The organism is Acinetobacter sp. IK40 (genome assembly GCF_035615075.1).
Classification (GTDB): Bacteria; Pseudomonadota; Gammaproteobacteria; order Pseudomonadales; family Moraxellaceae; genus Acinetobacter; species Acinetobacter courvalinii.
On sequence record NZ_JANBOE010000004.1, the window covers coordinates 170,871 to 194,835 of the forward strand.

Sequence of the window (23,965 nt, forward strand, 5' to 3'; positions counted from 1 at the left end):
GAGGACTCAGTACTTTATAACTTAGCTTAATATGAAAACTAAGTTATAAAGTAAATTACCAAAATTGAACAAAATTTAATCTTCTTAAACGGCAATTGCTGATCTATATTGGATGAGATAACAATCAATACTAACTCCAAAAACAGAGGTCCTTATGGCAGGATGGTTCGAAGTAAGTCAGGCAAGTGATGGGCAATACCGTTTTACACTCAAGGCAGGAAATGGTGAGCCAGTTTTAAATAGTGAATTATACAAAACCAAAGCAGCGGCAATGAATGGCATTGCATCTGTTCAGAAAAACAGTCCGGATGATGGCCGTTATGAGCGTTTAACGTCGAAAAATGACAAACCTTATTTTAATTTAAAAGCGGCGAATCATCAGGTGATTGGGAGTAGCCAGCTGTATGCAAGTGAGCAGTCACGTGACAAGGGCATTGAATCTGTCAAAAATAATGGCCCCTCTGAGACGGTAAAAGATTTAACCGTATAATTAAGCCATAAAAAAAAGCCGTTTAAATTAAACGGCTTTTTTACGTCTGTTAGTCAGATTAACGGACAAGTTTTGCCATTAATTCTTCTTTGTTCAGATTGCTTGCTTCGGCATCGCGACGGCCTTTGTATTCGAAAGTGCCTGCATCCAGACCTTTTTCACCAATCACGATACGATGTGGAATCCCCATTAATTCAAGATCAGAGAATTTCACGCCTGGACGTTCATTACGGTCATCCAGTAACACGTCGTAGCCTTGTGCTTGCAGTTCTGCATAAAGCGCTTCAGCTGCTTCGAGGGTACGCGGTGACTTGTGTGCATTCATCGGTACGATTGCCACTTCAAACGGTGCAATCGCTTGGGGCCAGATAATGCCTTTGTCATCGAAGTTTTGTTCAATCGCCGCAGCCACTACACGTGTTACACCAATGCCATAACAACCCATGGTCACGGTTAATGGCTTGCCATCTTCACCCAATACTTTACAGTTTAAGGCTTCTGAATATTTGGTGCCGAGCTGGAAGATATGACCGACTTCAATACCACGTTTGATCTGAAGTGTACCTTTACCATCTGGAGATGGATCGCCTTCAACCACATTACGCAAGTCAAATACTTCTGTGTATTTGGCATCACGATCCCAGTTGACACCGGTCGCATGTTTATCCACTTCATTGGCACCGGCTACAAAGTCAGCCAATACCGATGCGGCACGATCGACAATCACGGTTAAGCCTTTTTCAACCAGACCTTGTGGGCCACAGAAGCCAGCCGTCAAACCATGTTCTTGTAACTGTGCTTCAGTTGCAAAAGTTAAAGGTGCAGCAATTAACGGATGTTTTTCAGCTTTAATATCATTCAGCTCATGGTCACCGCGTAAGAACAGGGCAACCACAGGAGTATTGCCTTTTTCATCGGCTGGGCCTTGTACCAGTAGCGCTTTGACTGACTGCTTGGCATCTGCATTCAGGAACTGGCAAACATCTGCAATGGTTTTCTGATTTGGTGTGTCGACAAGCGTATAAGCTTGAGTCGCGGCAGCACGTTCGCCCACCAGAACCGCTTCAGCCATTTCAACATTGGCTGCATAATCAGAGTCAGTCGAGAACGCGATATCGTCTTCGCCGCTGGCTGCCAGTACATGGAACTCATGTGAAGCTGAACCACCAATTGAACCGGTATCTGCCTGTACTGGACGGAAATCCAGACCTAAGCGGGTAAAGATACGGCTGTAGGTGTCATACATCACATCATAGGTTTCTTGCAATGACGCCTGATCGGTATGGAATGAATAGGCATCTTTCATGATGAATTCACGCGAGCGCATCACCCCGAAACGTGGACGAATTTCGTCACGGAACTTGGTTTGGATCTGATAGAAATTCAGCGGTAATTGCTTATAACTTTTTAGTTCATTACGGGCTAAATCGGTAATCACTTCTTCATGGGTTGGGCCCAGTACGAACGGATTATCATGACGATCTTTAAAGCGTAATAATTCTGGGCCGTACTGTTCAAAACGGCCTGATTCTTCCCACAATGCAGCAGGTTGTGTCACCGGCATAAAGACTTCTAATGCACCTGAACGGTTCATTTCTTCGCGCACAATGGCATCGACTTTCTTTAAAACGCGCGTTCCCATGGGCAACCAAGAGTATAAGCCAGAAGCGAGTTTACGAATCATCCCCGCACGTAACATGAGCTGGTGTGAAATGACCTCAGCATCATTTGGGGTTTCTCTTAACGTTGCAAATAAAAAGCGGCTTGCGCGCATGGAAACTGTCCTAAAGTTAAGTGTTATTTAAAAGATGCTACAACAAGGAGCAAAAATAATCGGCTCACTTTGAGCTGCTGGCATTATGACATGAATCATTCAATTTAGCGCAGTATAAAGCACTGCAATGTATGTAAATGTTGAAAATCTAGGGTTATTTAGCAGAGCAAAGGGAGAGGTTAAAGCACTCATATGCGGCTTTTAAAGACTGATTTTTATTGTAATGTGTTTAAACGGGTGATGATATCGGCATATTCTGCCTCGGTTTTGTGGTAGGCATTGCGCAGGCTTTCCACGGTTTTTTTGACGTTCTCAATATTTTTGGAATTATTGTCCAGATTACTTTTTAACTGGGCTGGCAGCATTTCACCTTTACGATGGTAATCCATTTCCTGACGCTTGAAAGCGATTTTATCTTTTTGCAGTTGTTGTAATTGTTCTTGTTGATAATTGAGCTGTTTTTTTAAGTTTGCCAAAATCTGGTCACGTTTTGCCGTCGCAATTTGCGGGTTGCCATAGGCACGTTTTAATCTTAGATCCTGTTCACGACGACGGGCAACCGATTCACGTTGAGCCGACTGTTGTGCATCCGCAGCAGCGTTATAAGGACGGTTGCGCTTCATCACCTGCATATTGCGGTCCAGCGCTTCATAACCATAACGGATATGTTCAGGGGTGACCGAAGTGCTGACATTGGCTACGCCGTTCTTGTCGTAATAACGATACCAGGTGGCCTTGGAAGACTCTATTCCGGCAAAACAGGTGCTGGACACAAAGCATATAAAAAATGAGCAGATGTAAGTACGAGCAATCGTGCTAAAGTGACGAATGCGGAAACCGCACTTTAACGAACCAGTCATTACATTCCCCGAAAAAAAGTTAATTAAATCACTTATTTTTAAATAATAATCAGTTGTATATTAGTGCTAATTTAGACAATTAAAAATACTTATTCGGCAAAAAAATTAGGAATTTAATTAAAAGTGTGACCTGTTTAGGATTGTGTAGCGAAACTGATAGGTTGGTTCAAAAAACTTCATTGATAATGCAAGTAAAGATATGTTAAAAATATCAACTGATCTGTATAAAACAAATTAAACCAACCATAATTTGTATTGAGTATTGGGGCAGGACAATAAATGGAAGATAAATTTCAGAATTTAAAGGTGATGGTGATTGACGATTCCAAAACGATTCGTCGTACAGCTGAAACGTTATTGCAACGTGAAGGCTGTGAAGTCATTACGGCGGTTGATGGTTTTGAAGCCTTGTCAAAAATTGCAGAAGCTAATCCGGATATCGTTTTTGTTGACATCATGATGCCTCGTTTAGACGGTTACCAAACCTGCGCATTAATCAAAAATTCACTAAATTACCAGAATATTCCAGTCATTATGTTATCAAGCAAAGACGGTTTGTTTGATCAGGCGAAAGGCCGTGTCGTGGGGTCGGATGAATATTTAACCAAGCCATTCAGTAAAGATGAGTTGTTAAACGCGATTCGCAACCACGTTAGCGCATAAAATTAAAGATTGAGGAAAAAATGGCTCGCATACTTATTGTAGATGATTCACCTACTGAAACTTTTCGCTTTAGAGAAATTTTAACCAAGCATGGTTATGACGTCATTGAAGCAACCAATGGCGCAGATGGGGTGACCTTGGCACAAGCAGAATTACCTGATCTGGTGCTGATGGATGTGGTGATGCCGGGCATGAATGGTTTTCAGGCCACCCGCCAGATCAGTAAAGGCAAGGACACACAGCATATTCCGGTTGTGATTGTCAGTACCAAAGATCAGGCGACGGATCGTGTCTGGGGGAAACGTCAGGGTGCATGCGACTATTTGACCAAACCTGTCGATGAACAACAGCTGATTGATGTGATTAAACAACTATTAAGTTAATTTCGCTCAATCTGAGCCTTCTCATTATTCAATACGGGATAGGGTATGGCAGCAAATGGATTTATCGAATTGCTTCGCTTATCCAAGCGAGGCAATAAGCAATACACTTCAACTCAAAACGAAACTCACCGCTGGTCGGGCATCGCATTTGAGATGTTGGGGCAATATTTTGTTGCGCCATTGGGGGAAATTTCCGAGGTAATTTATCCTCCGAAATATACACCGGTACCAAATACCCAGGCGTGGGTACGTGGTTTGGCCAATATTCGTGGAAGACTGCTTTCAGTTTCTGATTTGACACATTTTATTTCAGGACAAAGAAGCCAGTTTTCTCCGACGCAAAAAGTGATTTGTATTAGCCATCAAGATCATTATGTGGGGTTGGTCGTTGATCAGGTTTTGGGGATTCAGCACTTTAATAAAAAGAGTTTTTTCTCTCAAAATAATGATCTGGACCATAAGTTAAAAGACTATTGTCAAGGTCATTTCCACCAGCATAATCAACAATGGCATGTGTTTTTATTGAGTCGGTTATTAAAAAATCCTCAATACATGAATGCATCAATAAAATTTATAAACTAATTTAATGCGCTACGGAACATAAAGGCGTATTTCGGGGAGAAGCTGATATGGGCTTTAAACTTAAAAAAAAGAATGGTAGTGATAGTGCGGGGCTGAAAAAGGGGGGCGCGTTCCTAGACAATATACGAACGCAACTCGATCAGTTTTCCCGTTTATTCGGTGAAAGTGAGAAATCCAAACCGATTATCTATCGTGCTTTAATTGCTTTGGCCCTTGCAGTCATCCTCTTAATCTACTTGTTCGTTAGTGTGCCGCGTTCAAACCAGTTAACCCGTAGTCTGGGTGAGTTGCGTCTGTTATCGCAAACCATTTCGCGTCAGGCCACCGAAGCGACTGCTTCTGGTAAACCTGAAGAGATGAAAAAGCTGGTTGAGTCAGAAAAGCAATTTACCGAAAACCTGGAAACGGTTGAAAGTGTTTACGGTAAAGGTTCTGATGAATACAAGAAGGTGAGCGAACTTTGGGGCGGCATTTCCAAGAACATTGACTTGATTGCTTCACAACAGAAAGTCATTAACCAGCTTTATGATACCAACATTGCGATTAGCGATACCATCCCCGAGATTCAGGCTGAATATAACCTGATGGTGGACCAGATGGTGCGTGAGAACATGCCGAGTAGTCAGGTAATTATTACCAAGAACCAAGTCTTTATTGCGGAACGTATTTTACGTTCGATCAACTCGGTGCTGGTCGGTACGGATAACTCTAGTGTTTCTGCAAATGACTTCGGTGCCGATATTGATACCTTCGGTGTGTATTTAAATGCCCAATTAAATGGTAGCTCTGAACTGGGTGTAGACCGTATCAGCTCGGCTGCTTTACGTGAATCTGTGGACAGCATTAAGTCTGACTATGATGCCGTGTTAAAATCAGCAGCGGCAACGGTATTGCAAAACGCCAACCAGATCGTGCGTGTCCGTCAGGCCTCTTCACAAATCTTTTCGCAGTCTGATGCACTGTTGAATTCACTCAATGATTTGTCCAATAAAGCGGAAGGCGGCTGGGGCAATGTCATTGCCGGTATCGTACTGATTGGTGCTTTAGGTCTGTTGGTCTTCTCTGCACTGCAATTACTGGCTTTACGTAGTAATACCGATAAAGAGCGTGTAACACGTTTACAAGACGAATATGATCGTAACCAGAATGCGATTTTACGTTTACTCGATGAAATCGCGGATTTGGCAGATGGTGACTTACGTTCTTATGCAACGGTATCGGAAGATTTTACTGGTGCGATTGCCGACTCGATTAACTTTGCGATCGATCAGTTACGAGACCTGGTATCGCGAATCACCGATACCTCGCAAGAAGTGGCACGCTATACCCAAGATACCCAGAACATTACCAACCAGTTAGCCGAAGCTTCTGAACATCAGGCGCAAGAAATTGCGGGTGCATCTGCGGCAATGAACGAAATGGCACTGTCGATTGACCAGGTATCTGCCAACGCTTCTGAATCTGCTGATGTAGCACAACGTTCGGTACAGATTGCGACCAATGGTGCGCAAGTGGTAAACCGTTCGATTGAAGGGATGGATCACATTCGTGAACAGATTCAGGAAACCTCGAAACGTATTAAACGTCTGGGTGAATCTTCTCAAGAGATTGGTAACATTGTCTCGTTGATTAACGATATTGCCGATCAAACCAACATTCTGGCCTTAAACGCCGCCATTCAGGCGTCGATGGCCGGTGAAGCAGGTCGTGGTTTCGCAGTCGTCGCCGATGAAGTACAGCGTCTTGCAGAACGTTCTGCATCAGCAACCAAACAGATCGAAAGTCTGGTGAAAACCATTCAAACCGATACCAATGAAGCCGTAATCTCAATGGAACAAACCACTTCCGAGGTGGTACGTGGTGCGAATCTGGCAAAAGATGCGGGGATTGCACTGGATGAGATTCAAACGGTATCGGGTGACCTGGCGAAACTGATTGCAAGCATTTCGGATGCAGCAAAACTTCAGTCGGCTTCTGCCAGCCATATTGCGACCACGATGAATGTCGTACAGGAAATTACCTCACAAACGACTACCGCTACGTTTGATACCGCACGCTCGGTTTCTGAGTTGGCAAACATGGCTGAATCGTTACGTGAATCAGTAACTGACTTTAAGTTACCTGAGTAAACCGAATTGGAAAGGCAGATGGGGGTGTCTGTCTTTCCATTTTAGATGTGTTGGATATCTCAACAAGGTGATGGCGCAGTGGAACTACATCTTGTCTGATAGATAGACGTAATTTTTACCCACATTTAGTGGATAAAAACGAAAGAAGCAGCTATGAAACAAATATTAAAAACGTTAGTTGAAACGATGACGCTTCCTGAAGACAGTTATCTTGAACAAGATGCAGAGATTCTTGAAATTTTTATTGAAGAATTGGATGAGATCTTTGTTGAGTTAGAACCATTACTTGTTCAATGGACAGAACAACCACATCAACAGAATGTGCTGAGCGATATTCGCCGTCATTTCCATACCTTAAAAGGCTCTGGAAGAATGGTCGGGGCGAAGTCGTCGGGTGAGCTGGCATGGACCGTTGAAGATACTTTAAATCGTGTGATTGCGGGCACGATTACCTTGAGTGCTGATATTCAACGCTATGTACAGACGGTTTTTAATCTTTATCGTTTTAAACTGGCGCATGATTTTAAGGCGGTTCAGGCCCATCAGGTTGATTTCAAACCCTTGGTTTTACTCGGACAACAATTACAACAGCAGCAAAGTCCTGAACCTGCGCTGGCAGAGCTTTTAAATCTTGCCATTGATCTTAATCATGAACAGGTGTTGACTGGCCTTGAGCCAGGAGATGATGCTGTCGTTGCAACGGATACACAGGAACAAGCGCCACAGCAGGTTGAGTCTGTCTCGGAGCTTGAAGGGATTGTACCATTTGAAGATGAGGCCTTGGCCAAAGAAACCTTGGCCATTTTCCAGGAAGAGGCCGAAGAGCATCTGGCGACCATCAACCAGTTCTTACAAAATGATCATCCAAGCAATGATCAATACAATACCCTGATTCGTGCATTGCACACCTTGCGTGGCAGTTCTGCCATGGCGCATGTCGATCATGTTTTTGAAGCCAGTTCAAAAGTTGAAAACCTGTTTAAAACCTTATTGCAGGAAGAACTGGACTCAAGTTCAGATGAGACGGCTTTGCTGACGCATTATGCACAGTTTGTCGGTGATTATTTACATACTTTGAAGCATGCAGGCAGCCCACAAAAGCTCAATGAAATTTATGAGACTTTTAATGTCGCTTGGGACAGTTATGATTTCCAGCTCGAAGAAAAGCATGGCGATGCAGTACGTCCTCAAGGTCTGGTGTCTCAGTTAATTGAATTGGAAATTAATGACTTACTGGATGTCGAGTTTGATTTCGAGAAACGTGCACGGCATGAGTTCCCGCAATATATCCAGTTATTGAGTCAGCAGGCAGAAATCCTGTTACAGCATACGCATCATCATGCAACGATTGGCATGTATCAGTACACCAGCTTGTTGCGTTCAAGCTATCAGGATCTTATTTTTAAACCAAGTTTACTTCATCTTGATTATGCCTTTGAACTCTATCATCAAGTACATCAACAGTTTATCCAGTTGTTTGATACCTTGGCAGCAGGCCAGCGTGTCACTTTAACCAAAGCCCATGAGCGTGTCTTAAATGAACTGAGTTCATTTACCCAGCAAAATGTTGAATCTGTGCCGCAAGAACCTGTGGATGTTGAGACCCATACAGTTGAAGAAACTTTGGCAATTGAACCACAAGCAACGTCAAGCACTGTGACTGACTTGGCTGCCCAGTTTGCACTGGATAAGCAACAGTTAAATGCCGATGAAGCCAACCGTGATTTTGATCCGGACTTGCTGGATATCTTCCTTGAAGAAGCAGATGAACTGCTTGCCGGGATTGATACTGATCTAAATACATGGGCGGTGAATCATAACAATGTGGATGCCTTAAAGAATCTGATGCGTTATTTGCATACCTTGAAAGGGGGAGCAAATATGATTCAGGCTCCTCATATCGGTTTGATTGCGCATGAGCTGGAAAGCATTTATGAAAAGCTGATTAACCAGCAGGTTCAAGCAACGCCGGCACTGATTGCCGTGATTCGTGCGGTACAGGATGATATTGCGGATCGTATCCAGATTATCCGTGATCAGCAGGTCGATTATCCAGCAACGCATACTTTGGCTGCTCTCCATAATCTGGAAAAAATCGCGGTTATAGCTCCGCAAACTGATGTTACTTCCGCTATGCCGCAACCTGTTCTTGAAACGGTTGAAACACAGGCTAATGATAGCGCTGTTGATACAAGTATTTCGGAAACAGCAACCCCAGCCAATGCGACTGTTGATGTCACTGTATTTGCCGCACAACTGGCACTGGATCAGCAACAATTACAATCAGCAGCGTCCAATCGTGACTTCGATCCAGACTTGCTGGATATTTTCCTTGAAGAAGCCGATGAACTGCTTGCCGGAATTGATGCGGACTTAACTACTTGGACCGCCGATCATCACAACTTAAATGCGCTAAAAAATCTAATGCGTTATTTGCATACCCTGAAAGGCGGGGCAAATATGATTCAGGCGCCTCATATTGGCCTGATTGCGCATGAGCTGGAAAGCCTCTATGAAAAGCTGATCAATCAGCACATTCAGGCAACACCACAACTGGTTGCGATTATTCGCTTAGTTCAGGATGACATTGCAGACCGGATTCAGACTATTCGCGATCAGCAAACCGATTATCCATCAACGCATGTGGTGCAGTTACTGCAACAGGCAGACCAAACGGTTGCACCTGCAATGCTTGAGCCTGTGCTTGAGCCGGTAGAGACCCTTGCAGCAATTGAAGCGGATGTTGTTGAGGCCCAGTCAGAAGTACCTGACTTAGTTGAAGCTGAACCTGATACGCAAACGCTGACCTTGCAGCCAGAAACTAGCCCTCTTGCCTCGGATGAAATACTTGATGCGAGCTCAGCAATTCAAAGCGTTGAGACGGTAGCAGCGACATTGGATGATGATGTCCGCTCGCTGGTGGAGCAGACTTTCCTGGAGGAAGCAGAAGAGTTACTGGAACAGGCTCAAAGCTTATTGAGGCAATGGTTTGAACAACGCGGTAATCGTAGTGTGTTGCTGCAGTTACAGCGTAATGCCCACAGCTTAAAAGGCGGCGCGCGCATGGCTGAAATGGATGCCATTGCCGTGATTGCCTACCATCTGGAAAATGCTTTTGAGCAGTTTGGTGTGCATCATTTCAATTCAAATGTGTATGACAATCTGCTAAATACCGCATTGGCATGGTTGCATGAGGCCATCTTTAAACGTCAATATGCCAATTTTGATGGCTTAAAACAAAGTCTGGAGAAGATGGAGTTTGTCGATGTTTCGGCACAACTTCCTCAGAAACTTTCGGCGAGAGATATCTTTACGCCTGAATATAACATGGAGTTTGTTCAGGGCGATGGCACAGAACCGCCGTCAATGCTGGGCGAGTGGGAAACGACAGAGCGAATTGAGCAGAATAATGAGATGATTCGTGTCTCTGCAGATGTCATCGAGAAGATGATTGACCTGTCAGGGGAAAATGCGATTAACCGTTCACGTATCGAGATGGATCTGGGGCAACTCGGCGGTACGCTGACAGAAATGGAACTGGCGATCAAGCGTTTGGCCGATCAGTTACGTCGAATGGAAGGTGAGCTGGAAAGCCAGATTATTGCACGACATGGCGGGGAAGATGCGCGTTATGCCGACTTCGACCCATTAGAGATGGACCAGTATTCATCGCTGAACCAGTTGTCAAAATCACTGGCCGAGTCAGCTTCGGACTTGGTGGATTTCAAAACCACATTGTCTGAAAAGATTCGTGATACAGAAGGTTTATTACTGCAACAATCTCGTATTCAGGCTGAAATTCAAGAAAGCCTCATGCGTACCCGTCTGGTACCATTTTCACGCCTGTTGCCGCGTTTACAGCGTATTGTGCGTCAAACGGCTTCGGCATTGAACCGTCCAACTGAATTGGTGGTGAACAATACTGAAGGGGAATTGGACCGCAGTATTCTTGAGCGTCTGGTGGCACCTTTTGAGCACATGTTGCGTAACGCGATTGACCATGGGATTGAAGATCGTGAACAGCGTTTACAGGCCAAGAAAGCTGAAACCGGGCATATTGTTCTGAACATTGGTCGTCAAGGTACTGATGTTGTGGTGACTTTCAGTGATGATGGTAAGGGCATTGATGTTAACCGCATTAAAGAAAAAGCACTGCAAACCGGTTTAATGACGCCAGATCAGAAGCTGGAACAGGAAGAGATTTTACAATTTATCTTTCATCCGGGTTTCAGTACTGCAGCTCAGGTCACCCAGATTTCTGGGCGTGGTGTCGGGCTGGATGTGGTACAAAGCGATATTAAAGCCCTAGGCGGCCATGTCAGTGTGGCGTCCACCTATGGCACAGGCACGACCTTTACCATCCGTGTTCCAACCACGGTTGCGGTCAGTGATGCCTTGATGGTTAAAGCGGGCGATCAACAGTTTGCATTCCCGCTGGCCCAGATCGACCGTATTGTGCGTATTTCACCTATGGCACTGGAACAATACTTTGACAGTCAGGATGACTATTTCACCATTGATCAGGAACGTTACCGTTTACGCTATCTTTCTGAGTTTGTGGCAGGCCAGCCAATACCGCGTTTAAGTGGCGTGGTGCATTCTTTACCGGTGTTGCTGATCAAAGGCGCCCAAGGCCAGACCACGGCATTACTGGTGGATCAGTTGATTGGTTCACGTGGTCAGATTGTGGTGAAACCGGTCGGACAGCAGTTCTCCAGTATTGGCGTGATTGCGGGTGCAACCATTCTGGGGGATGGTCAGGTCTGTTTGATTCTGGATGGTCAGAATATTGCACGACAAGCACAGTCAACGGCACGCAGCAAGCAGGCGGATGAAAGCTATACTAAACAGCGTTATGATGAACGTCGCCTGATCATGATTGTCGATGACTCGGTCACTGTACGTAAGGTCACTTCACGTCTGTTAGAGCGCCAGGGCTATGATGTGGTCACGGCCAAAGACGGTATGGATGCCATGGAGCAGCTCGAAACAGTGAAACCTGATCTGATGCTACTGGATATTGAAATGCCGCGTATGGATGGTTTCGAGGTCACCAATCTGGTTCGACATCATGAATTGCACCGGGACTTGCCAATTATCATGATCACTTCACGTACCGGAGAGAAACATCGTGAACGCGCATTGTCACTTGGTGTAAGTCAATATATGGGTAAACCGTTCCAGGAAGAGGCTTTGCTGGAAAATATTGAAACTTTACTGGCTGTGCGCTAAGAGGTAGAAAAGAATGGTAAATAAAGGCGCAAACTCGGCATTGGGGCAGATTGACCAGCAAGAGTTACAACATTTAATTACGGTTTCAACTGGATTTATTGATGCCTACATTATTGAATGTCATCAAAAGGTTCCGATGCTGTTACCGCAAAATATCGTGTTGTCGGCAATGGATACCCAGACCAATGTTGAACATATTGAATGGCATGATTTAAAGCTGCCTGTGTACACTGTAAATGATCCTGCACAGAAACAAGGTGTGGCGCTGGTGATCGAAGGTGAAGATGTATCGCAGCGTTTTGCCCTAGTCTGTAATGAAATGCCTGAGTCGATCCGTTTACGTATTTCGGAGATTGTCGATGAAGAACGGGACATCGATGATAAGACGGTCTTTCAATATGTGAAGATGGGGGAGAACAGGTTTTATGTCCCCAATCTGCAAAACATCCAAACCCAACTGGGGTTGTAATAAAAAAGGAACTCATTGGAGTTCCTTTTTTATGTGCTATTACGAGGATTAAGCCAGTAGCTCAATTAAAATTTGCTCATAGATTTCAGCTAACGGTTCTAATTCGGCAACATTGACATGCTCATTGATCTGATGGATGGTGGCATTCAATACCCCCAGCTCAAGCACCTGTGCACCTGTTGGCGCGATAAAGCGGCCATCAGAGGTTCCACCACTGGTTGAAAGTACGGTATCAACGCCAGTCACATTTTTAATCGCGGTTTTTGCTGCGTTCACCAGCTCGCCTACCGGAGTCAGGAAGGGTAAACCAGACAAAGTCCACTGAATATCATAGTTGAGCTGATGTTTATCTAAAGTCTCAAGCACACGTTGTTTCAGGATATCGGCGGTAACTTCAGTTGAATAACGGAAGTTGAAGGTGACTTTCAGTGTACCTGGAATCACATTGGTCGCGCCTGTGCCTGCCTGAATATTGGAAATCTGGAAAGAAGTGGCAGGGAAATATTCATTGCCATTATCCCAAATCGTTTCACACAGTTCATTGAGGGCTTTAGATGCAGTATGGATCGGGTTTTCAGCCAGATGCGGATAGGCCACATGGCCTTGTTTACCATGAACGGTTAAGACCGCATTCAACGAACCACGACGACCATTCTTAACAATATCACCCAACTGATGCGTACTGGATGGTTCACCGACCAGACACCAGGTCATCTTTTCATTGCGCGCTTCCAGTGTTTCAACCACTTTAACGGTACCGTTAATCGATGGGCCTTCTTCATCCGAAGTGATTAAGAATGCAATTGAGCCTTTATGGTTCGGATGTTTGGCAACAAAACGTTCAGACGCAACCACCATGGCCGCCAACGCTGTTTTCATATCGGCAGAGCCACGACCATAGAGTTTTCCATCACGAATACTCGGTAAAAACGGGTCTGAATTCCATGCATCTAAATGACCGGTCGGCACCACGTCGGTATGGCCTGCAAAGCACAATACCGGACTTTCAGTACCACGACGCGCCCATAAATTATCAACATCTTCGAAACGCATGTTTTCGATATTAAAGCCAATCTTTGCTAAGCGTTCGGCCATAATCTTCTGGCAATCATGGTCAACAGGAGTTACTGAAGGCTGGCGTAGGAGTTGTAAACTAAGTTCAAGCGTATCGGAATGGTTCATGCGAGATGTAGCTAAATCTGGTGAAATATGAACCGGTATAATAGGGGAATCTGATGGAGAAAGGTATTAAAAATAAACCTTATCTAGTTCTAGATAAGGTTCGGTACAGCTTGTTCTAAAAAAATTACATTTTATCCTGAGTTTTTTCGGCAGTCTGAGTAACTTTGTCACCTGCTTTAGATACATCTTTACCAAAACCCTTAAATGTATTACAGCCAGTTAAAACAACAGCAGCCATGATCGAAGCAACTAAGATTTTTTTCATCATCTTCTCCGTTTAAATGTAATTATGATGTACTTAAGAGGCTAAAAAAATTACTGCAAAATGAACATAAGGGTTTGATGGTAAATGTGTTATAAAATGTTATCTTAGCTATTAACAAGTGAATGAAGTTAAACTAAATAAAAGCGATGGTTGGCGGAACATATAATAACTAGGCGTTGGTGCGTGCTGATAATAAAGACCATTGCTCCACCAGAGAGCGGGTTGTGAAGAAGCCTCCTGATCAGGACAGAGCCATTCATGTCTTTGCAAGCGATAATAAGGCGTACTTGGTATCTGAGTTCCCCATTGACCTAAACGCCGTGAAGTATTAATCCAGGATGGAAGACTTGATTTATCCTGTTGCGTAGGCAGGTACAGCTGACCTTTCATGACTGCAAACTTACGTTGAATGAGATGGTTGTTGGCTTCAGTAAACTGGAATTGACGTTCGGTAAAATGTTTGAGTTTGCGCTGTAAGGTATCTTGTCTATTCAATCCAAACCATTGAGCCAGCGCCAGCTTTCCTTCGCCTAAATAATATTTTAAAGCCACTTCCCAGTGCTCAACTTGTTGCGTTTCCTGATTGAGCAAAACAAAGTCCAGTTCACCTAAAGTTACCGCACCTGCAATTTTTTGAATGCTGTGTCCGAGCAACTGATAAGAATGATAATCATCGTCCAGTAGCCAAAACCAGAGCAGATTTTCAAAACGTAGGCCCAGTCGTGTGCTTTTGAGTTGAGCTAGAAAATCAATCAGTGGCTGTGGCTGCACATCCAGTTGCTTTAAACGTGATTCATAATTTTGATAATGGGTTTGCCAGACCGGATCTGGATGTAATTCAAAATGATTTTTTAGGCTGAGATCGTCTGGAATGTCAGCCAGTATATTGGGACTGGCAATACAGAAGGCCAAATGCCGTACGATCGGATTGTTAAACTGTAACCACGGCTCAAAAAAACAAGGGGTGGTAAGCATTTTCGACATCAAGCCACTCAATCATGGAAATAATAGGTTAAGTTTAAGAAACCACAATAAAAACGCTTTATACTAGCACGGTTGTAAACAGGTGTTGGTTAATTGCTCAATGAAAACTTTATTCTGGCGTAGCTTGGTCGTGATTTTTATTACGTTGGGAATCATTGGAGCAATTTTACCAGGCATGCCCACCACGGTTTTCCTGATTCTGGCTGCATGGGCGGCTTCCAAAGGCTGGCCGGAAATGGATGCCTGGTTATTAAATCACCCTAAATATGGTCCGACTTTACGCAACTGGCGTGAACATGGCACAGTCCCGCGGAAGGCGAAATGGATTGCCAGTATCATGATGCTGCTCAGCGGTATCCTGATGCTGTTCACCAACGCACCGTTTTGGGTGAAAGTCTTTACCGATGTCACCATGTTTATCGTGGCTGTGTGGTTATGGTTACGCCCCGAGCCTGAGCAGCGTTAAGAAAAGCAACGCTCTTGCGGAATATATTCCTCATGCACAAGATGAGCGGCTATGCCGCGAGTGGCGAGTTAAAAAAGCATGAGAAGTATCGCTTCGTAAGGTCGAATGCAAGATGAGAACTATGTTCGAGTAAATACATTAAGCAATCTTTGTCTTAAACCCCATCCAAAACATATTCGAATAACACGAACAAAGAACGCAGATCATGTCTACAACTCTAATTTATTTTCTTAGTCAGCTTTAATGTCTATCACTTACTAAAACTACTGAAAACTACAAGAAAAAAGACTTCATCTATGTTGAAATGAAGATGTTCTATCATCTATCGAGATAACAATGACCTATACCCTTGATCAGGCAGACATCATCATAGACTTGGCACAGCAAACACTACGTTTGCCGAAACAGAATAAATTCTATGTGATCTCTTCGGGCAAAAACGGTATTGGTGAACAGGAAAATAGTGGAAAGACCCCAAGAGGCTGGCATCAGGTTGCCCAAAAGATTGGCGACGATGCACCAAAGAATGCAGTATTTATTGCACGTCAGCCGACAGGTGAAGTATACGACCTGCAATTAGCCCAGCAATTTCCTCAACGAGACTGGATCTTGTCGCGAATTTTATGGCTGGATGGTCTTGAAGAAGGCTTCAATCATGGGGAAGGGCACGATACCTTTAAGCGTTATATCTATATTCATGGCACACCGGATACAGAGCCAATGGGCATCCCGATGTCGCATGGTTGTATTCGAATGAAAAATGATGAAATTATCGAGCTATTTGAACTCGTTTCCGAACAGGCGCTGGTGTATATATCCGAACAAGCCTTAGAAAACGATATGTGAAAATGCAAATAAGTGCTTAAATAAAATACGAAAATATCAGTTTTTGCATGGAATCACTTATTTTTTAATCATTCGTACGGTTTTTTCCGAAAAGAATGGCAAAAGCGTTTGACAGGCTGTAAAGATTCTCTATAATGCACCTCACAAACGATGAAGACGTTAAGGGCGCTTAGCTCAGTTGGTAGAGCGTCTGCCTTACAAGCAGAATGTCGGCGGTTCGATCCCGTCAGCGCCCACCAAGCCTTTATGTTAAGACTCAAGTGCAGCGGTAGTTCAGTTGGTTAGAATACCGGCCTGTCACGCCGGGGGTCGCGGGTTCGAGCCCCGTCCGCTGCGCCACTTAAGTTTTAATAGTCGTTTGCTATAATTGCAAAATTATCGTGCAGCGGTAGTTCAGTTGGTTAGAATATCGGCCTGTCACGCCGAGGGTCGCGGGTTCGAGCCCCGTCCGCTGCGCCACTTTAAGATTGCAAGAATAGCTAGAGTTAAATAGATTAGAATTTATTTCTTTTATATTTAAACAAGTTTTAAAGCGATGCTTTAGATTTGTTACCTCGCTCAGGGCGCTTAGCTCAGTTGGTAGAGCGTCTGCCTTACAAGCAGAATGTCGGCGGTTCGATCCCGTCAGCGCCCACCATAATTTGTGACATTTACTTCTCTATGGAAGTAATACAGTGCAGCGGTAGTTCAGTTGGTTAGAATATCGGCCTGTCACGCCGAGGGTCGCGGGTTCGAGCCCCGTCCGCTGCGCCATTTTCTTGATTCCCTGTTCAAGAGGGTGATAATGTAAGACACTACGCACTCCGTTTGTCTTGCGTCATAAAAATTGATATTCAATCAATTTTTATTCCTCAGGGCGCTTAGCTCAGTTGGTAGAGCGTCTGCCTTACAAGCAGAATGTCGGCGGTTCGATCCCGTCAGCGCCCACCATATTTCTTCCCCAATCTCATATCATTGTAATCAATACAAAGTTATTTTATGATTAGCATCAATAATGATTCTAATACGAAGTACTTTATGAGAAATCCTTATCAACGCAAGGCTGCGTCGAAATCTCAAGCTACACCTGCCAATTCTTCACTCAAAGACACTTACCGTCAGTTTATTCAAAACATTATTATGCAACGTCACGTGATAGCGCTCTATCATGACGGCTGGGCTTTATGTTCAACACCATCAGGTCAGCATGCATTATCGGTGTGGCAAAATAAAAGCTTGGCGAAATTACTGATTAAAGACAATTGGGCACAATACGAAATTCAGGAAGTACCCTTGTTGGCTTTTATTGAGAAGATGATTCCATTTTTAAAAGAAAATAATACCATCTTATCTTTGGATTTAACCCCTGAAGGGAATAACCTTCTGGTTAGCCCCGATGCTTTATTATTAGATATTAAGAACTTTTTATACCAGATTTACTTACAACGACCCGATGTATTTGCTGAGTTAAAACTGCCGTTACCGCGTGATATTCGTTTACATCAGCCAGCTTCATCCTCATTGGAATAGTAAAGGGCTCAATCAATATTCATTCAGCAGCCAGCCACTGGCATAAGCAAAATATTCTCTTAACCAGGCGTTATAGCGTGTTGGCAATGGTGTAGTCGCTCCGAGCAGGGTAATATTACGATAGCCTTGTTTTCTAGCAATGGCAGCAGCTCTTAAGGTGTGGAAATCACTGGTGACAATTGCAATCGGTTGCTGGATATTGATGTGTTGGGCTTGTAATAAAGTTTGACTATTTTTAAGGTTTAGTTCAGTGCTGGTGCTTTTATCTTCCAGAATGATTTGTGACTTAGGAATATGGTAGTGCTGCTGTAAATAACCAGACATCACCACAGCTTCGCTTTCGGTTTCACCATAATCTATCCCACCTGTCAGCACCAGTTTTGCATCAGGCTGCGCTAAAGCTACAGGAGCCGCACGATCCAATCGTTTTGCCAGCGTCGCAGAAGGTTGTCCATTTTCTACGCCACTGCCTAAAACAATAATGGCTTTTACCGGTACAACAGGTTGTGCTTCAGTAGTATTATCCGCAAGGTAATCAAAGAAATAGCCTAAGCTGACCAACCATGCCCAGAAACACAGCCAGCCAAAACGCCACAGGCTATGCAGATGGAAGTGGTAGAAAAAGAAACGTTCAATATGATAATAGAAATAAGAATACAGACAGAAAAACAGTCCGAGCAATAGCGGGAGTACAGTACCAATATGAATCTTTTTAAAGGCAATCAGAATTGCGCCATCTAAGAACAGAACTGAACCGATAAGGGCTAAAGCAAGACGAATCCATAAACTTATTTGCATAATCTTAATTGTGTCGATTTGAACCGTGCTAAGTGTATGCAAAATTAAAAGAAAGGCAACACTGCAATTGTCTTATAAAAAAAACGAGTGACTGGCACTCGTTTTTTTAAATGAGAAGGCTCAATACACATCTCGACGATAACGGCCTGCTTGACGTAATTCATCCAGTTTTTGTTCACCGAGAATATCTGTTAAAGCTTGGTCTACACCTGAGGCCATGCCTTCGATGCTACCACAGACATAAATCACCGCACCTTGCTCGACCCATTTCACTAACTCGTCGGCATTATTGCGCAGAATATCTTGTACATAGATACGCTGTTGCTGATCACGAGAGAAGGCTAGATCAAGTCGTTGCAATGTGCCCATATTTTTCCACGCTTCAATCGTTTCCTGATAGAAAAAATCATGTTCGCGTTGACGTTCACCAAAGATCAGCCAGTTGGCGGTGTAGTTTTGACGATTACGCTGCTGTAACAGGCTCATTAAACCCGCAATACCGGTACCGTTACCAATACATAGAATTGGGCGGTTATCATCAATCAAATGGAACGATTCATTGGTGCGGATACGTAGTGCGATTGCTTGTTTGAGCGGCGCATATTCGGTTAACCAGCCAGAACCCAAACCGAGTTGATGGTTATCATCATATTGTTGACGTACTACCAGTCTTAACAACTGTTGGGACGGGATACTGGCAATTGAATACTCACGCGTTGGCAAGGTTGGAAGCTGCGCCAGTAACTCTTCGATGCTATTGAAAGGTTGAGTTTCAACACGGAGGTTTTTATCCCACAATATCTGTTCAACCGTCTGGTTGAGCGATTGCACAACAGTGTGTGCTGTAATCTGGTGTTTGGCTAAAAAGTTTTGGATCGCTATTGGGCTATTTGCTGGCTGAATTTCAGCAATATCACCGGCATGCCAAGTCATATCCGAAGCAGAGGTCAGTTCAATATTATAAGCCGCTTGACCTACACTATTTGGGTTGAGCAGGGTACGCGCACTTAACGTCCATTGATCAAAGACTTTCTCGATATTCATGGCATGTAATTCATGCTGGGTCACCACTGAAAGGGCTTGGTTCCAGCGCTGAATATCATGCGCATTGGCGTTATCTACTTCAATGAGATCAAAGAAGGGTTGTGCCCGACATTGTTTTAACCATGTGTCAACCGCATAGCCAAAGCTGCAATAACTTTCTGGATATTCTTTGGAGCCCAGCGCAAGCACGGCATATTGCACCTGGCTGAGATCAAGCTTTTGCTGCATCAGTTTTTTGCTAAAACCTGAGGCGAGATCGGGTGCTTCACCGGTCCCGTAGGTACTGATTACGAATAAAACCTGTGCTGCTTGTAGCAGGTCCTGTTCAGTCAGTTGCTGGATCGGTTTAACGGTTGTTGGTTGTTGTGCTTCTTGCAGGCTTGTCGCTGTACGCCACGCCAGTTGCTCTGCCACACCGGTTTGAGAAGCATAAGTGATCAGCCAGGCTTGCGCATTCGGGTCAATCTGTTGAGTGCTGAGGGATTGGCGTGCAGCTTGGGTCAGCTTCTTCTGTTTACGGCGTTTTAAATACAGCATCCAGCCAGTCACGAAAAACAGTGGCATGGTCAGTGAGGCTAGCATGGCAATGAATTGATAGGTCGAACCAAAGAAACTGCCACGGTGTACAGGAAGCATACTGCTCATGATTTTTTCATTGAGCTTTTTATCTTCATACAGTTCAAGTTTTTCAAACTGTTGATCTTGGTAATTATAGATGGCTTGGTTACGTGCGCGCTCATGTTGCGGAATCGCATCGACAAAAGACACTTCAACTTTGGCATCGTCACGCTTTGGAACAGTTAAGGTCAGGCTTGAATATTCACGCCCGATTTGAGCATTGACGCCCGTCCAGCTTTGGGTCAGGATGCGGTCGACCTGCTCGATCGATAAAGCTTCTTGTTTATGTTTTCTATTTCCAGATTCATTGTGCTGTTGGTTACGTTGCGGTTGTTCAACCCCCATGACTTTGAACATCCCCGCACGCCACCAGTCATAGGACCAGTATAGGCCGGTACAGGCAAACAGCAGATAGAATATCACCACCCATGTGCCGACAACGGCATGTAAATCCCAGATAAAATTACGGCCTTTTAACTTGGGTTTAATGAAGAACCATTGTTTAAAGCTATGCTTCTTGGGAAAGCGTAAATACAGACCACTCAATACAAAGAAAATCAGCATCAGGGTAGAGGCACCAGTAATCTGTGCCCCAAATTCACCTGCCGTTAAATTACGGTGTAAACGTTGGATAAATTGCAACGTATCACGACCTTTAATATCAGGTAAAACTTCCGCTGTATATGGGTTGACCATCATGTTATAGCCACGGCGCGCACCTTCTTTTTTGATATTGACGGTGGAGGACGCAGCGGGATCAGCAGCAATGGTAATACTGTTAATTTCAATTTCTGGTTGTTGTTGATTGAAATGTTGATAAAGCTGGGCCGGAGTTAATTTGGGTGATTGAGCCTCTTCAACAACATAGCTGTCCTGATTGATCCATTTAAGGATTTGTGGTTCATATGAGTAAATCGCCCCTGTAACTCCCATTAAAGAGAGAATAAGCCCCGCGGTGATCCCTAAAAACCAGTGTATCTGGAAGAAAACTTTTTTAAACATGGTCAAAAAATGTAAATAGAGTGGAATTCATGTAAAAAATTATAACTTAAGAATAAGAATACAATGTGGATTTTGCAGGTAATATTGATTTTGATTCCTATTTACCATTATGGGACATAATGCTCAAGTCTGGAAATAAGAAATCTATGAATAATAAATACTTAATATTTTTTGTAAAACTCAAGAATAAAATTTATTTGAATTTTAGATGATAATAATTATTATTTTCATAATTGGGGCGGATTCTAAGCCTTTTATTATTCAAAACAATCACTTTTAGAACTATTTCTGCTTCTGCAGTTTCCTTGGAGAGGTGATGAAAGCAGATAATCGATGACTAATTTCACAGAGCCTGAATCTTAAGGCGTCATGTATTCAGTTCTTGAAAGCAAAATGATGAGTATAGAAAAAGAAATATTTTTTTATGGATGAGGATGAAAGATGTACAAAGAACAGGGAAAAACTTTATTTACCATGACCATACAGCTTGCAGTATTAAGTATGGGATGGGCGATGGCCGTTAAAATTTATGCTGCAAATGATGAAAAATACAACCTTATGACGACGAGTCATGGAATAGAGCGAACCACAGATGGGCAATCTTCTCAGTTGCCCGTCATTAAAGTCAAAGCGGAATCTCATAACGTTGAATTGAAAAAGCAAATAGGGTCAGGGGCATTAGGGAGCCGTTCTATTCTGAATACTCCTTTTTCTATGGCAGTTGTGGAGAGTGAAGATATTCTTAAACGAGGTGCTAAATCTATCGCACAAATTTTTGCTAATGATGCTTCTGTGTATTCTACCACAAGTTCAAGTACAACCGATTGGTGGGGAGCTCAGATTCGAGGATTGACTGTTCATAATTTTTATGTGGATGGGCTTCCTATGGATTTATACTGGGGGGGAGATTTTCCAGTTGAAATGGCAGAAACGGTGACTGCTTTAAAGGGACTAAAAGGTTTCATGTATGGTTTTGGCTCACCAGGAGGGGCGATTAGCTATGCTTTGAAGCGTCCGAAAGCTGGAACTGAAACCGTGGTTGATCTTGGATACCGAAATAGCAATTTATTTTCTGGATTATTGGATATCAATAATCGGACCAAGATTGGTGATGTTGGTTATCGTTTGGTTCTTGGGGGCGAAAAGGGGGAAGCTTATAATACAGCTGAGGCAAATCGCTTTTTCAGTGCTTTGTCGCTGGATAAAAGTATTAATGATCAACTACGTTGGGAGACAAATTTTACTTATGAAAAAAATAAACTCCGACATGAACCACTTCAATTTTATTTAGGTCAGTATGACATTGATGGGAGTGGTTATAAACTACCCAAAGTAAGTTACGATTATAAAAAAATTAATGTCGATAATTCCTATTATGATACCTCAACTTTTTTAGGATCAGCAGGCTTAGTCTGGACATTGAATGAGAACTGGGAAGGTAAGTATCAGTTTGGTTATACCCGAAAAGAACATGAATCAAGAAAAGCCTTTGCATATTTGCAGAACAAGAATGGAGATTATGCTGGGTACTTATATGACTTTGCTGGCGTGCTAGAAAGCTACGTTAACCAAGCGATATTGAATGGTACATTGAATACAGGTTCAATTAAACATGAGGTAGTGGTGGGAGTTGGCTATCAACGAAGTCAAGATCACTACAGCAATGAGAGATATTTTGAAAATGATTTCAATGGAAATATTTACCAAGATCAGAAATTTATTATTACCCGCCAACCAGACTTTAGTCTTGCGGCTAAAAGTCGTGATGAAAGCCAAACTTATGGGTTTCTTAGTGATACGATTTCTTTAACTCATCAATGGCAGACTATTTTGGGTCTACGCTATACTTATTATGATAGTGAAGATGTTGATCGGGATCCAACTAAAAACTCTGGGTATAGCACTAAAAGCTATACACCAACGGTAGCGATCTTATATAAGCCCATCGAAGATGCAACAATATATGCCAGTTATGTTGAGGGATTAGAACCAGGCTCACGCGTAAGTGAAATGTATGCCAATGCTGGAGAAATTTTAAAAGCAACCGTGAGTAAGCAATATGAAATGGGGGTTAAATACGATGTTACGCCATTTAGCTTTACTTCTGCCTTATTTAAAATTAAACGATTAGGACAAATTGATCGCTTGCAAGGCGAACAAAGGTACCTAAAACAAGATGGTTTAACCACCTACCAAGGGATCGAGTTGAGTGGCAATTATCATCCTAATGATCAATGGAAATTGGGTGTTAGTATAATTGGCTTGGATGCAAGTATTGATCGAGTCTCGGAAGAAAATCAAGCAGTCCGAGGAAATCGACCTGCAAATGCAGCCAAATGGCAGGCTGTGTTAAATACTGAATATTCGGTGGCAGCGATTGATGGGTTAAATCTACATGGCAATGTTCGTTATAATGGTTCTTCGTATGTATCCACCAGTAATGATCTGAAAATTCCTGCGTATGCTATTACCAATATGGGCTTATCTTATAAATTTAAATTAAGTCATCATGATGCTGTTGTTAATGCCAATATGAATAATTTATTCAATAAAAAATATTGGTCAGTGGGAGATTGGGGAGCGGGCAATATTGGTGAAGCAAGAAATGCAACGCTCGGTTTGAATATTAGCTGGTAAATATGGCTAAACGCAGGGCTAAGATGCTTTTA

General features: G+C 43.3%; 18 protein-coding genes and 6 tRNA genes. 17 read left to right on the forward strand and 7 right to left on the reverse strand.

Annotated features, from left to right (window positions below):
• Positions 1-154 precede the first annotated feature (154 nt).
• The gene (locus MSG93_RS09055) at positions 155-490 is read left to right on the forward strand and encodes a YegP family protein (protein ID WP_009515078.1); all 336 of its coding nucleotides are present in this window, start codon (positions 155-157) and stop codon (positions 488-490) included.
• Between the two features lie 58 nt (positions 491-548).
• Here MSG93_RS09055 and MSG93_RS09060 read toward each other — a convergent pair whose 3' ends face one another.
• Positions 549-2,264 (reverse strand): proline--tRNA ligase, encoded by a 1,716-nt coding sequence (locus MSG93_RS09060; RefSeq protein WP_032876790.1) that lies wholly within the window; start codon positions 2,262-2,264, stop codon positions 549-551.
• A gap of 215 nt (positions 2,265-2,479) precedes the next feature.
• Complete coding sequence (locus MSG93_RS09065; protein ID WP_032876793.1) at positions 2,480-3,124, reverse strand: hypothetical protein; 645 nt, start codon at positions 3,122-3,124, stop codon at positions 2,480-2,482.
• A gap of 279 nt (positions 3,125-3,403) precedes the next feature.
• Here MSG93_RS09065 and pilG point away from each other — a divergent pair, with 279 nt between their 5' ends.
• The 6 genes from pilG (at position 3,404) to MSG93_RS09095 (ending at position 12,582) form a co-directional block, all read left to right on the forward strand.
• Positions 3,404-3,787 carry a twitching motility response regulator PilG gene (gene pilG, locus MSG93_RS09070; RefSeq protein WP_004652356.1) on the forward strand — a complete coding sequence of 128 codons (384 nt, stop codon included), beginning with the start codon at positions 3,404-3,406 and terminating at the stop codon, positions 3,785-3,787.
• Between the two features lie 20 nt (positions 3,788-3,807).
• On the forward strand, positions 3,808-4,170 hold the full coding sequence (locus MSG93_RS09075) for a response regulator (RefSeq protein ID WP_004775365.1): 363 nt from the start codon (positions 3,808-3,810) through the stop codon (positions 4,168-4,170).
• A gap of 45 nt (positions 4,171-4,215) precedes the next feature.
• Positions 4,216-4,752, forward strand: coding sequence for a chemotaxis protein CheW (locus tag MSG93_RS09080; protein ID WP_005226965.1), 537 nt, complete (start codon positions 4,216-4,218; stop codon positions 4,750-4,752).
• A gap of 47 nt (positions 4,753-4,799) precedes the next feature.
• The gene (locus MSG93_RS09085; RefSeq protein ID WP_005288799.1) at positions 4,800-6,881 is read left to right on the forward strand and encodes a methyl-accepting chemotaxis protein; all 2,082 of its coding nucleotides are present in this window, start codon (positions 4,800-4,802) and stop codon (positions 6,879-6,881) included.
• 153 nt (positions 6,882-7,034) lie between these two features.
• The gene (locus MSG93_RS09090; protein ID WP_324621465.1) at positions 7,035-12,113 is read left to right on the forward strand and encodes an Hpt domain-containing protein; all 5,079 of its coding nucleotides are present in this window, start codon (positions 7,035-7,037) and stop codon (positions 12,111-12,113) included.
• A gap of 13 nt (positions 12,114-12,126) precedes the next feature.
• A complete protein-coding gene (locus MSG93_RS09095) occupies positions 12,127-12,582 on the forward strand; it encodes a hypothetical protein (protein ID WP_324621466.1) in 456 nt (151 codons plus the stop codon).
• Between the two features lie 48 nt (positions 12,583-12,630).
• Here the strand turns inward: MSG93_RS09095 and dapE are convergent, their stop codons facing one another.
• From dapE to MSG93_RS09110, 3 genes are all read right to left on the reverse strand, one after another.
• A complete protein-coding gene (gene dapE / locus MSG93_RS09100) occupies positions 12,631-13,764 on the reverse strand; it encodes a succinyl-diaminopimelate desuccinylase (RefSeq protein ID WP_324621467.1) in 1,134 nt (377 codons plus the stop codon).
• A gap of 124 nt (positions 13,765-13,888) precedes the next feature.
• Positions 13,889-14,032, reverse strand: a complete 144-nt coding sequence (locus MSG93_RS09105) for an entericidin A/B family lipoprotein (RefSeq protein ID WP_167510625.1) — start codon at positions 14,030-14,032, stop codon at positions 13,889-13,891.
• A gap of 108 nt (positions 14,033-14,140) precedes the next feature.
• On the reverse strand, positions 14,141-15,013 hold the full coding sequence (locus tag MSG93_RS09110) for a DUF1853 family protein (protein WP_005288788.1): 873 nt from the start codon (positions 15,011-15,013) through the stop codon (positions 14,141-14,143).
• 100 nt (positions 15,014-15,113) lie between these two features.
• On the opposite strand from MSG93_RS09110, the gene MSG93_RS09115 reads away from it, so the two are divergent.
• The 9 genes from MSG93_RS09115 to MSG93_RS09155 all read left to right on the forward strand — a co-directional run bounded on the left by MSG93_RS09115 (position 15,114) and on the right by MSG93_RS09155 (position 17,834).
• The gene (locus tag MSG93_RS09115; RefSeq protein WP_005226971.1) at positions 15,114-15,479 is read left to right on the forward strand and encodes a YbaN family protein; all 366 of its coding nucleotides are present in this window, start codon (positions 15,114-15,116) and stop codon (positions 15,477-15,479) included.
• 336 nt (positions 15,480-15,815) lie between these two features.
• Entirely contained in the window at positions 15,816-16,325 is a 510-nt protein-coding gene (gene elsL / locus MSG93_RS09120; protein ID WP_324621468.1) for a cell wall-recycling L,D-carboxypeptidase ElsL, read from the forward strand.
• A 163-nt stretch (positions 16,326-16,488) separates the two neighbouring features.
• Positions 16,489-16,564, forward strand: a tRNA-Val gene (locus tag MSG93_RS09125).
• Between the two features lie 23 nt (positions 16,565-16,587).
• A tRNA-Asp gene (locus tag MSG93_RS09130) sits at positions 16,588-16,664 on the forward strand.
• A 43-nt stretch (positions 16,665-16,707) separates the two neighbouring features.
• Positions 16,708-16,784: transfer RNA gene (locus MSG93_RS09135), tRNA-Asp, on the forward strand.
• 102 nt (positions 16,785-16,886) lie between these two features.
• Positions 16,887-16,962, forward strand: a tRNA-Val gene (locus MSG93_RS09140).
• A gap of 39 nt (positions 16,963-17,001) precedes the next feature.
• Positions 17,002-17,078 (forward strand) — tRNA-Asp (locus MSG93_RS09145).
• 101 nt (positions 17,079-17,179) lie between these two features.
• Positions 17,180-17,255 (forward strand) — tRNA-Val (locus tag MSG93_RS09150).
• Positions 17,256-17,342: 87 nt separating this feature from the next.
• A complete protein-coding gene (locus tag MSG93_RS09155; protein ID WP_032879987.1) occupies positions 17,343-17,834 on the forward strand; it encodes a DUF2750 domain-containing protein in 492 nt (163 codons plus the stop codon).
• Positions 17,835-17,846: 12 nt separating this feature from the next.
• Here MSG93_RS09155 and MSG93_RS09160 read toward each other — a convergent pair whose 3' ends face one another.
• Positions 17,847-18,632 (reverse strand): YdcF family protein, encoded by a 786-nt coding sequence (locus MSG93_RS09160; protein ID WP_324621469.1) that lies wholly within the window; start codon positions 18,630-18,632, stop codon positions 17,847-17,849.
• Between the two features lie 120 nt (positions 18,633-18,752).
• Positions 18,753-21,296 (reverse strand): sulfite reductase flavoprotein subunit alpha, encoded by a 2,544-nt coding sequence (locus MSG93_RS09165; protein WP_324621470.1) that lies wholly within the window; start codon positions 21,294-21,296, stop codon positions 18,753-18,755.
• Between the two features lie 441 nt (positions 21,297-21,737).
• Here MSG93_RS09165 and MSG93_RS09170 point away from each other — a divergent pair, with 441 nt between their 5' ends.
• Positions 21,738-23,933, forward strand: a complete 2,196-nt coding sequence (locus MSG93_RS09170; RefSeq protein ID WP_324621471.1) for a TonB-dependent receptor — start codon at positions 21,738-21,740, stop codon at positions 23,931-23,933.
• Positions 23,934-23,965: the final 32 nt, after the last annotated feature.

What these genes read in the sequence shown, in the direction of transcription:
- MSG93_RS09155 (WP_032879987.1), top strand. Translation starts at nt 17,343, where the DNA reads ATGAGAAATCCTTATCAACGCAAGGCTGCGTCGAAATCTCAAGCTACA.
- elsL (WP_324621468.1), top strand. Translation starts at nt 15,816, where the DNA reads ATGACCTATACCCTTGATCAGGCAGACATCATCATAGACTTGGCACAG.
- MSG93_RS09080 (WP_005226965.1), top strand. Translation starts at nt 4,216, where the DNA reads ATGGCAGCAAATGGATTTATCGAATTGCTTCGCTTATCCAAGCGAGGC.
- MSG93_RS09160 (WP_324621469.1), bottom strand. Translation starts at nt 18,632, where the DNA reads ATGCAAATAAGTTTATGGATTCGTCTTGCTTTAGCCCTTATCGGTTCA.
- MSG93_RS09095 (WP_324621466.1), top strand. Translation starts at nt 12,127, where the DNA reads ATGGTAAATAAAGGCGCAAACTCGGCATTGGGGCAGATTGACCAGCAA.
- MSG93_RS09170 (WP_324621471.1), top strand. Translation starts at nt 21,738, where the DNA reads ATGTACAAAGAACAGGGAAAAACTTTATTTACCATGACCATACAGCTT.
- MSG93_RS09065 (WP_032876793.1), bottom strand. Translation starts at nt 3,124, where the DNA reads ATGACTGGTTCGTTAAAGTGCGGTTTCCGCATTCGTCACTTTAGCACG.
- MSG93_RS09085 (WP_005288799.1), top strand. Translation starts at nt 4,800, where the DNA reads ATGGGCTTTAAACTTAAAAAAAAGAATGGTAGTGATAGTGCGGGGCTG.
- MSG93_RS09105 (WP_167510625.1), bottom strand. Translation starts at nt 14,032, where the DNA reads ATGATGAAAAAAATCTTAGTTGCTTCGATCATGGCTGCTGTTGTTTTA.
- MSG93_RS09165 (WP_324621470.1), bottom strand. Translation starts at nt 21,296, where the DNA reads ATGTTTAAAAAAGTTTTCTTCCAGATACACTGGTTTTTAGGGATCACC.
- MSG93_RS09115 (WP_005226971.1), top strand. Translation starts at nt 15,114, where the DNA reads ATGAAAACTTTATTCTGGCGTAGCTTGGTCGTGATTTTTATTACGTTG.
- MSG93_RS09110 (WP_005288788.1), bottom strand. Translation starts at nt 15,013, where the DNA reads ATGTCGAAAATGCTTACCACCCCTTGTTTTTTTGAGCCGTGGTTACAG.
- MSG93_RS09090 (WP_324621465.1), top strand. Translation starts at nt 7,035, where the DNA reads ATGAAACAAATATTAAAAACGTTAGTTGAAACGATGACGCTTCCTGAA.
- dapE (WP_324621467.1), bottom strand. Translation starts at nt 13,764, where the DNA reads ATGAACCATTCCGATACGCTTGAACTTAGTTTACAACTCCTACGCCAG.
- pilG (WP_004652356.1), top strand. Translation starts at nt 3,404, where the DNA reads ATGGAAGATAAATTTCAGAATTTAAAGGTGATGGTGATTGACGATTCC.
- MSG93_RS09055 (WP_009515078.1), top strand. Translation starts at nt 155, where the DNA reads ATGGCAGGATGGTTCGAAGTAAGTCAGGCAAGTGATGGGCAATACCGT.
- MSG93_RS09060 (WP_032876790.1), bottom strand. Translation starts at nt 2,264, where the DNA reads ATGCGCGCAAGCCGCTTTTTATTTGCAACGTTAAGAGAAACCCCAAAT.
- MSG93_RS09075 (WP_004775365.1), top strand. Translation starts at nt 3,808, where the DNA reads ATGGCTCGCATACTTATTGTAGATGATTCACCTACTGAAACTTTTCGC.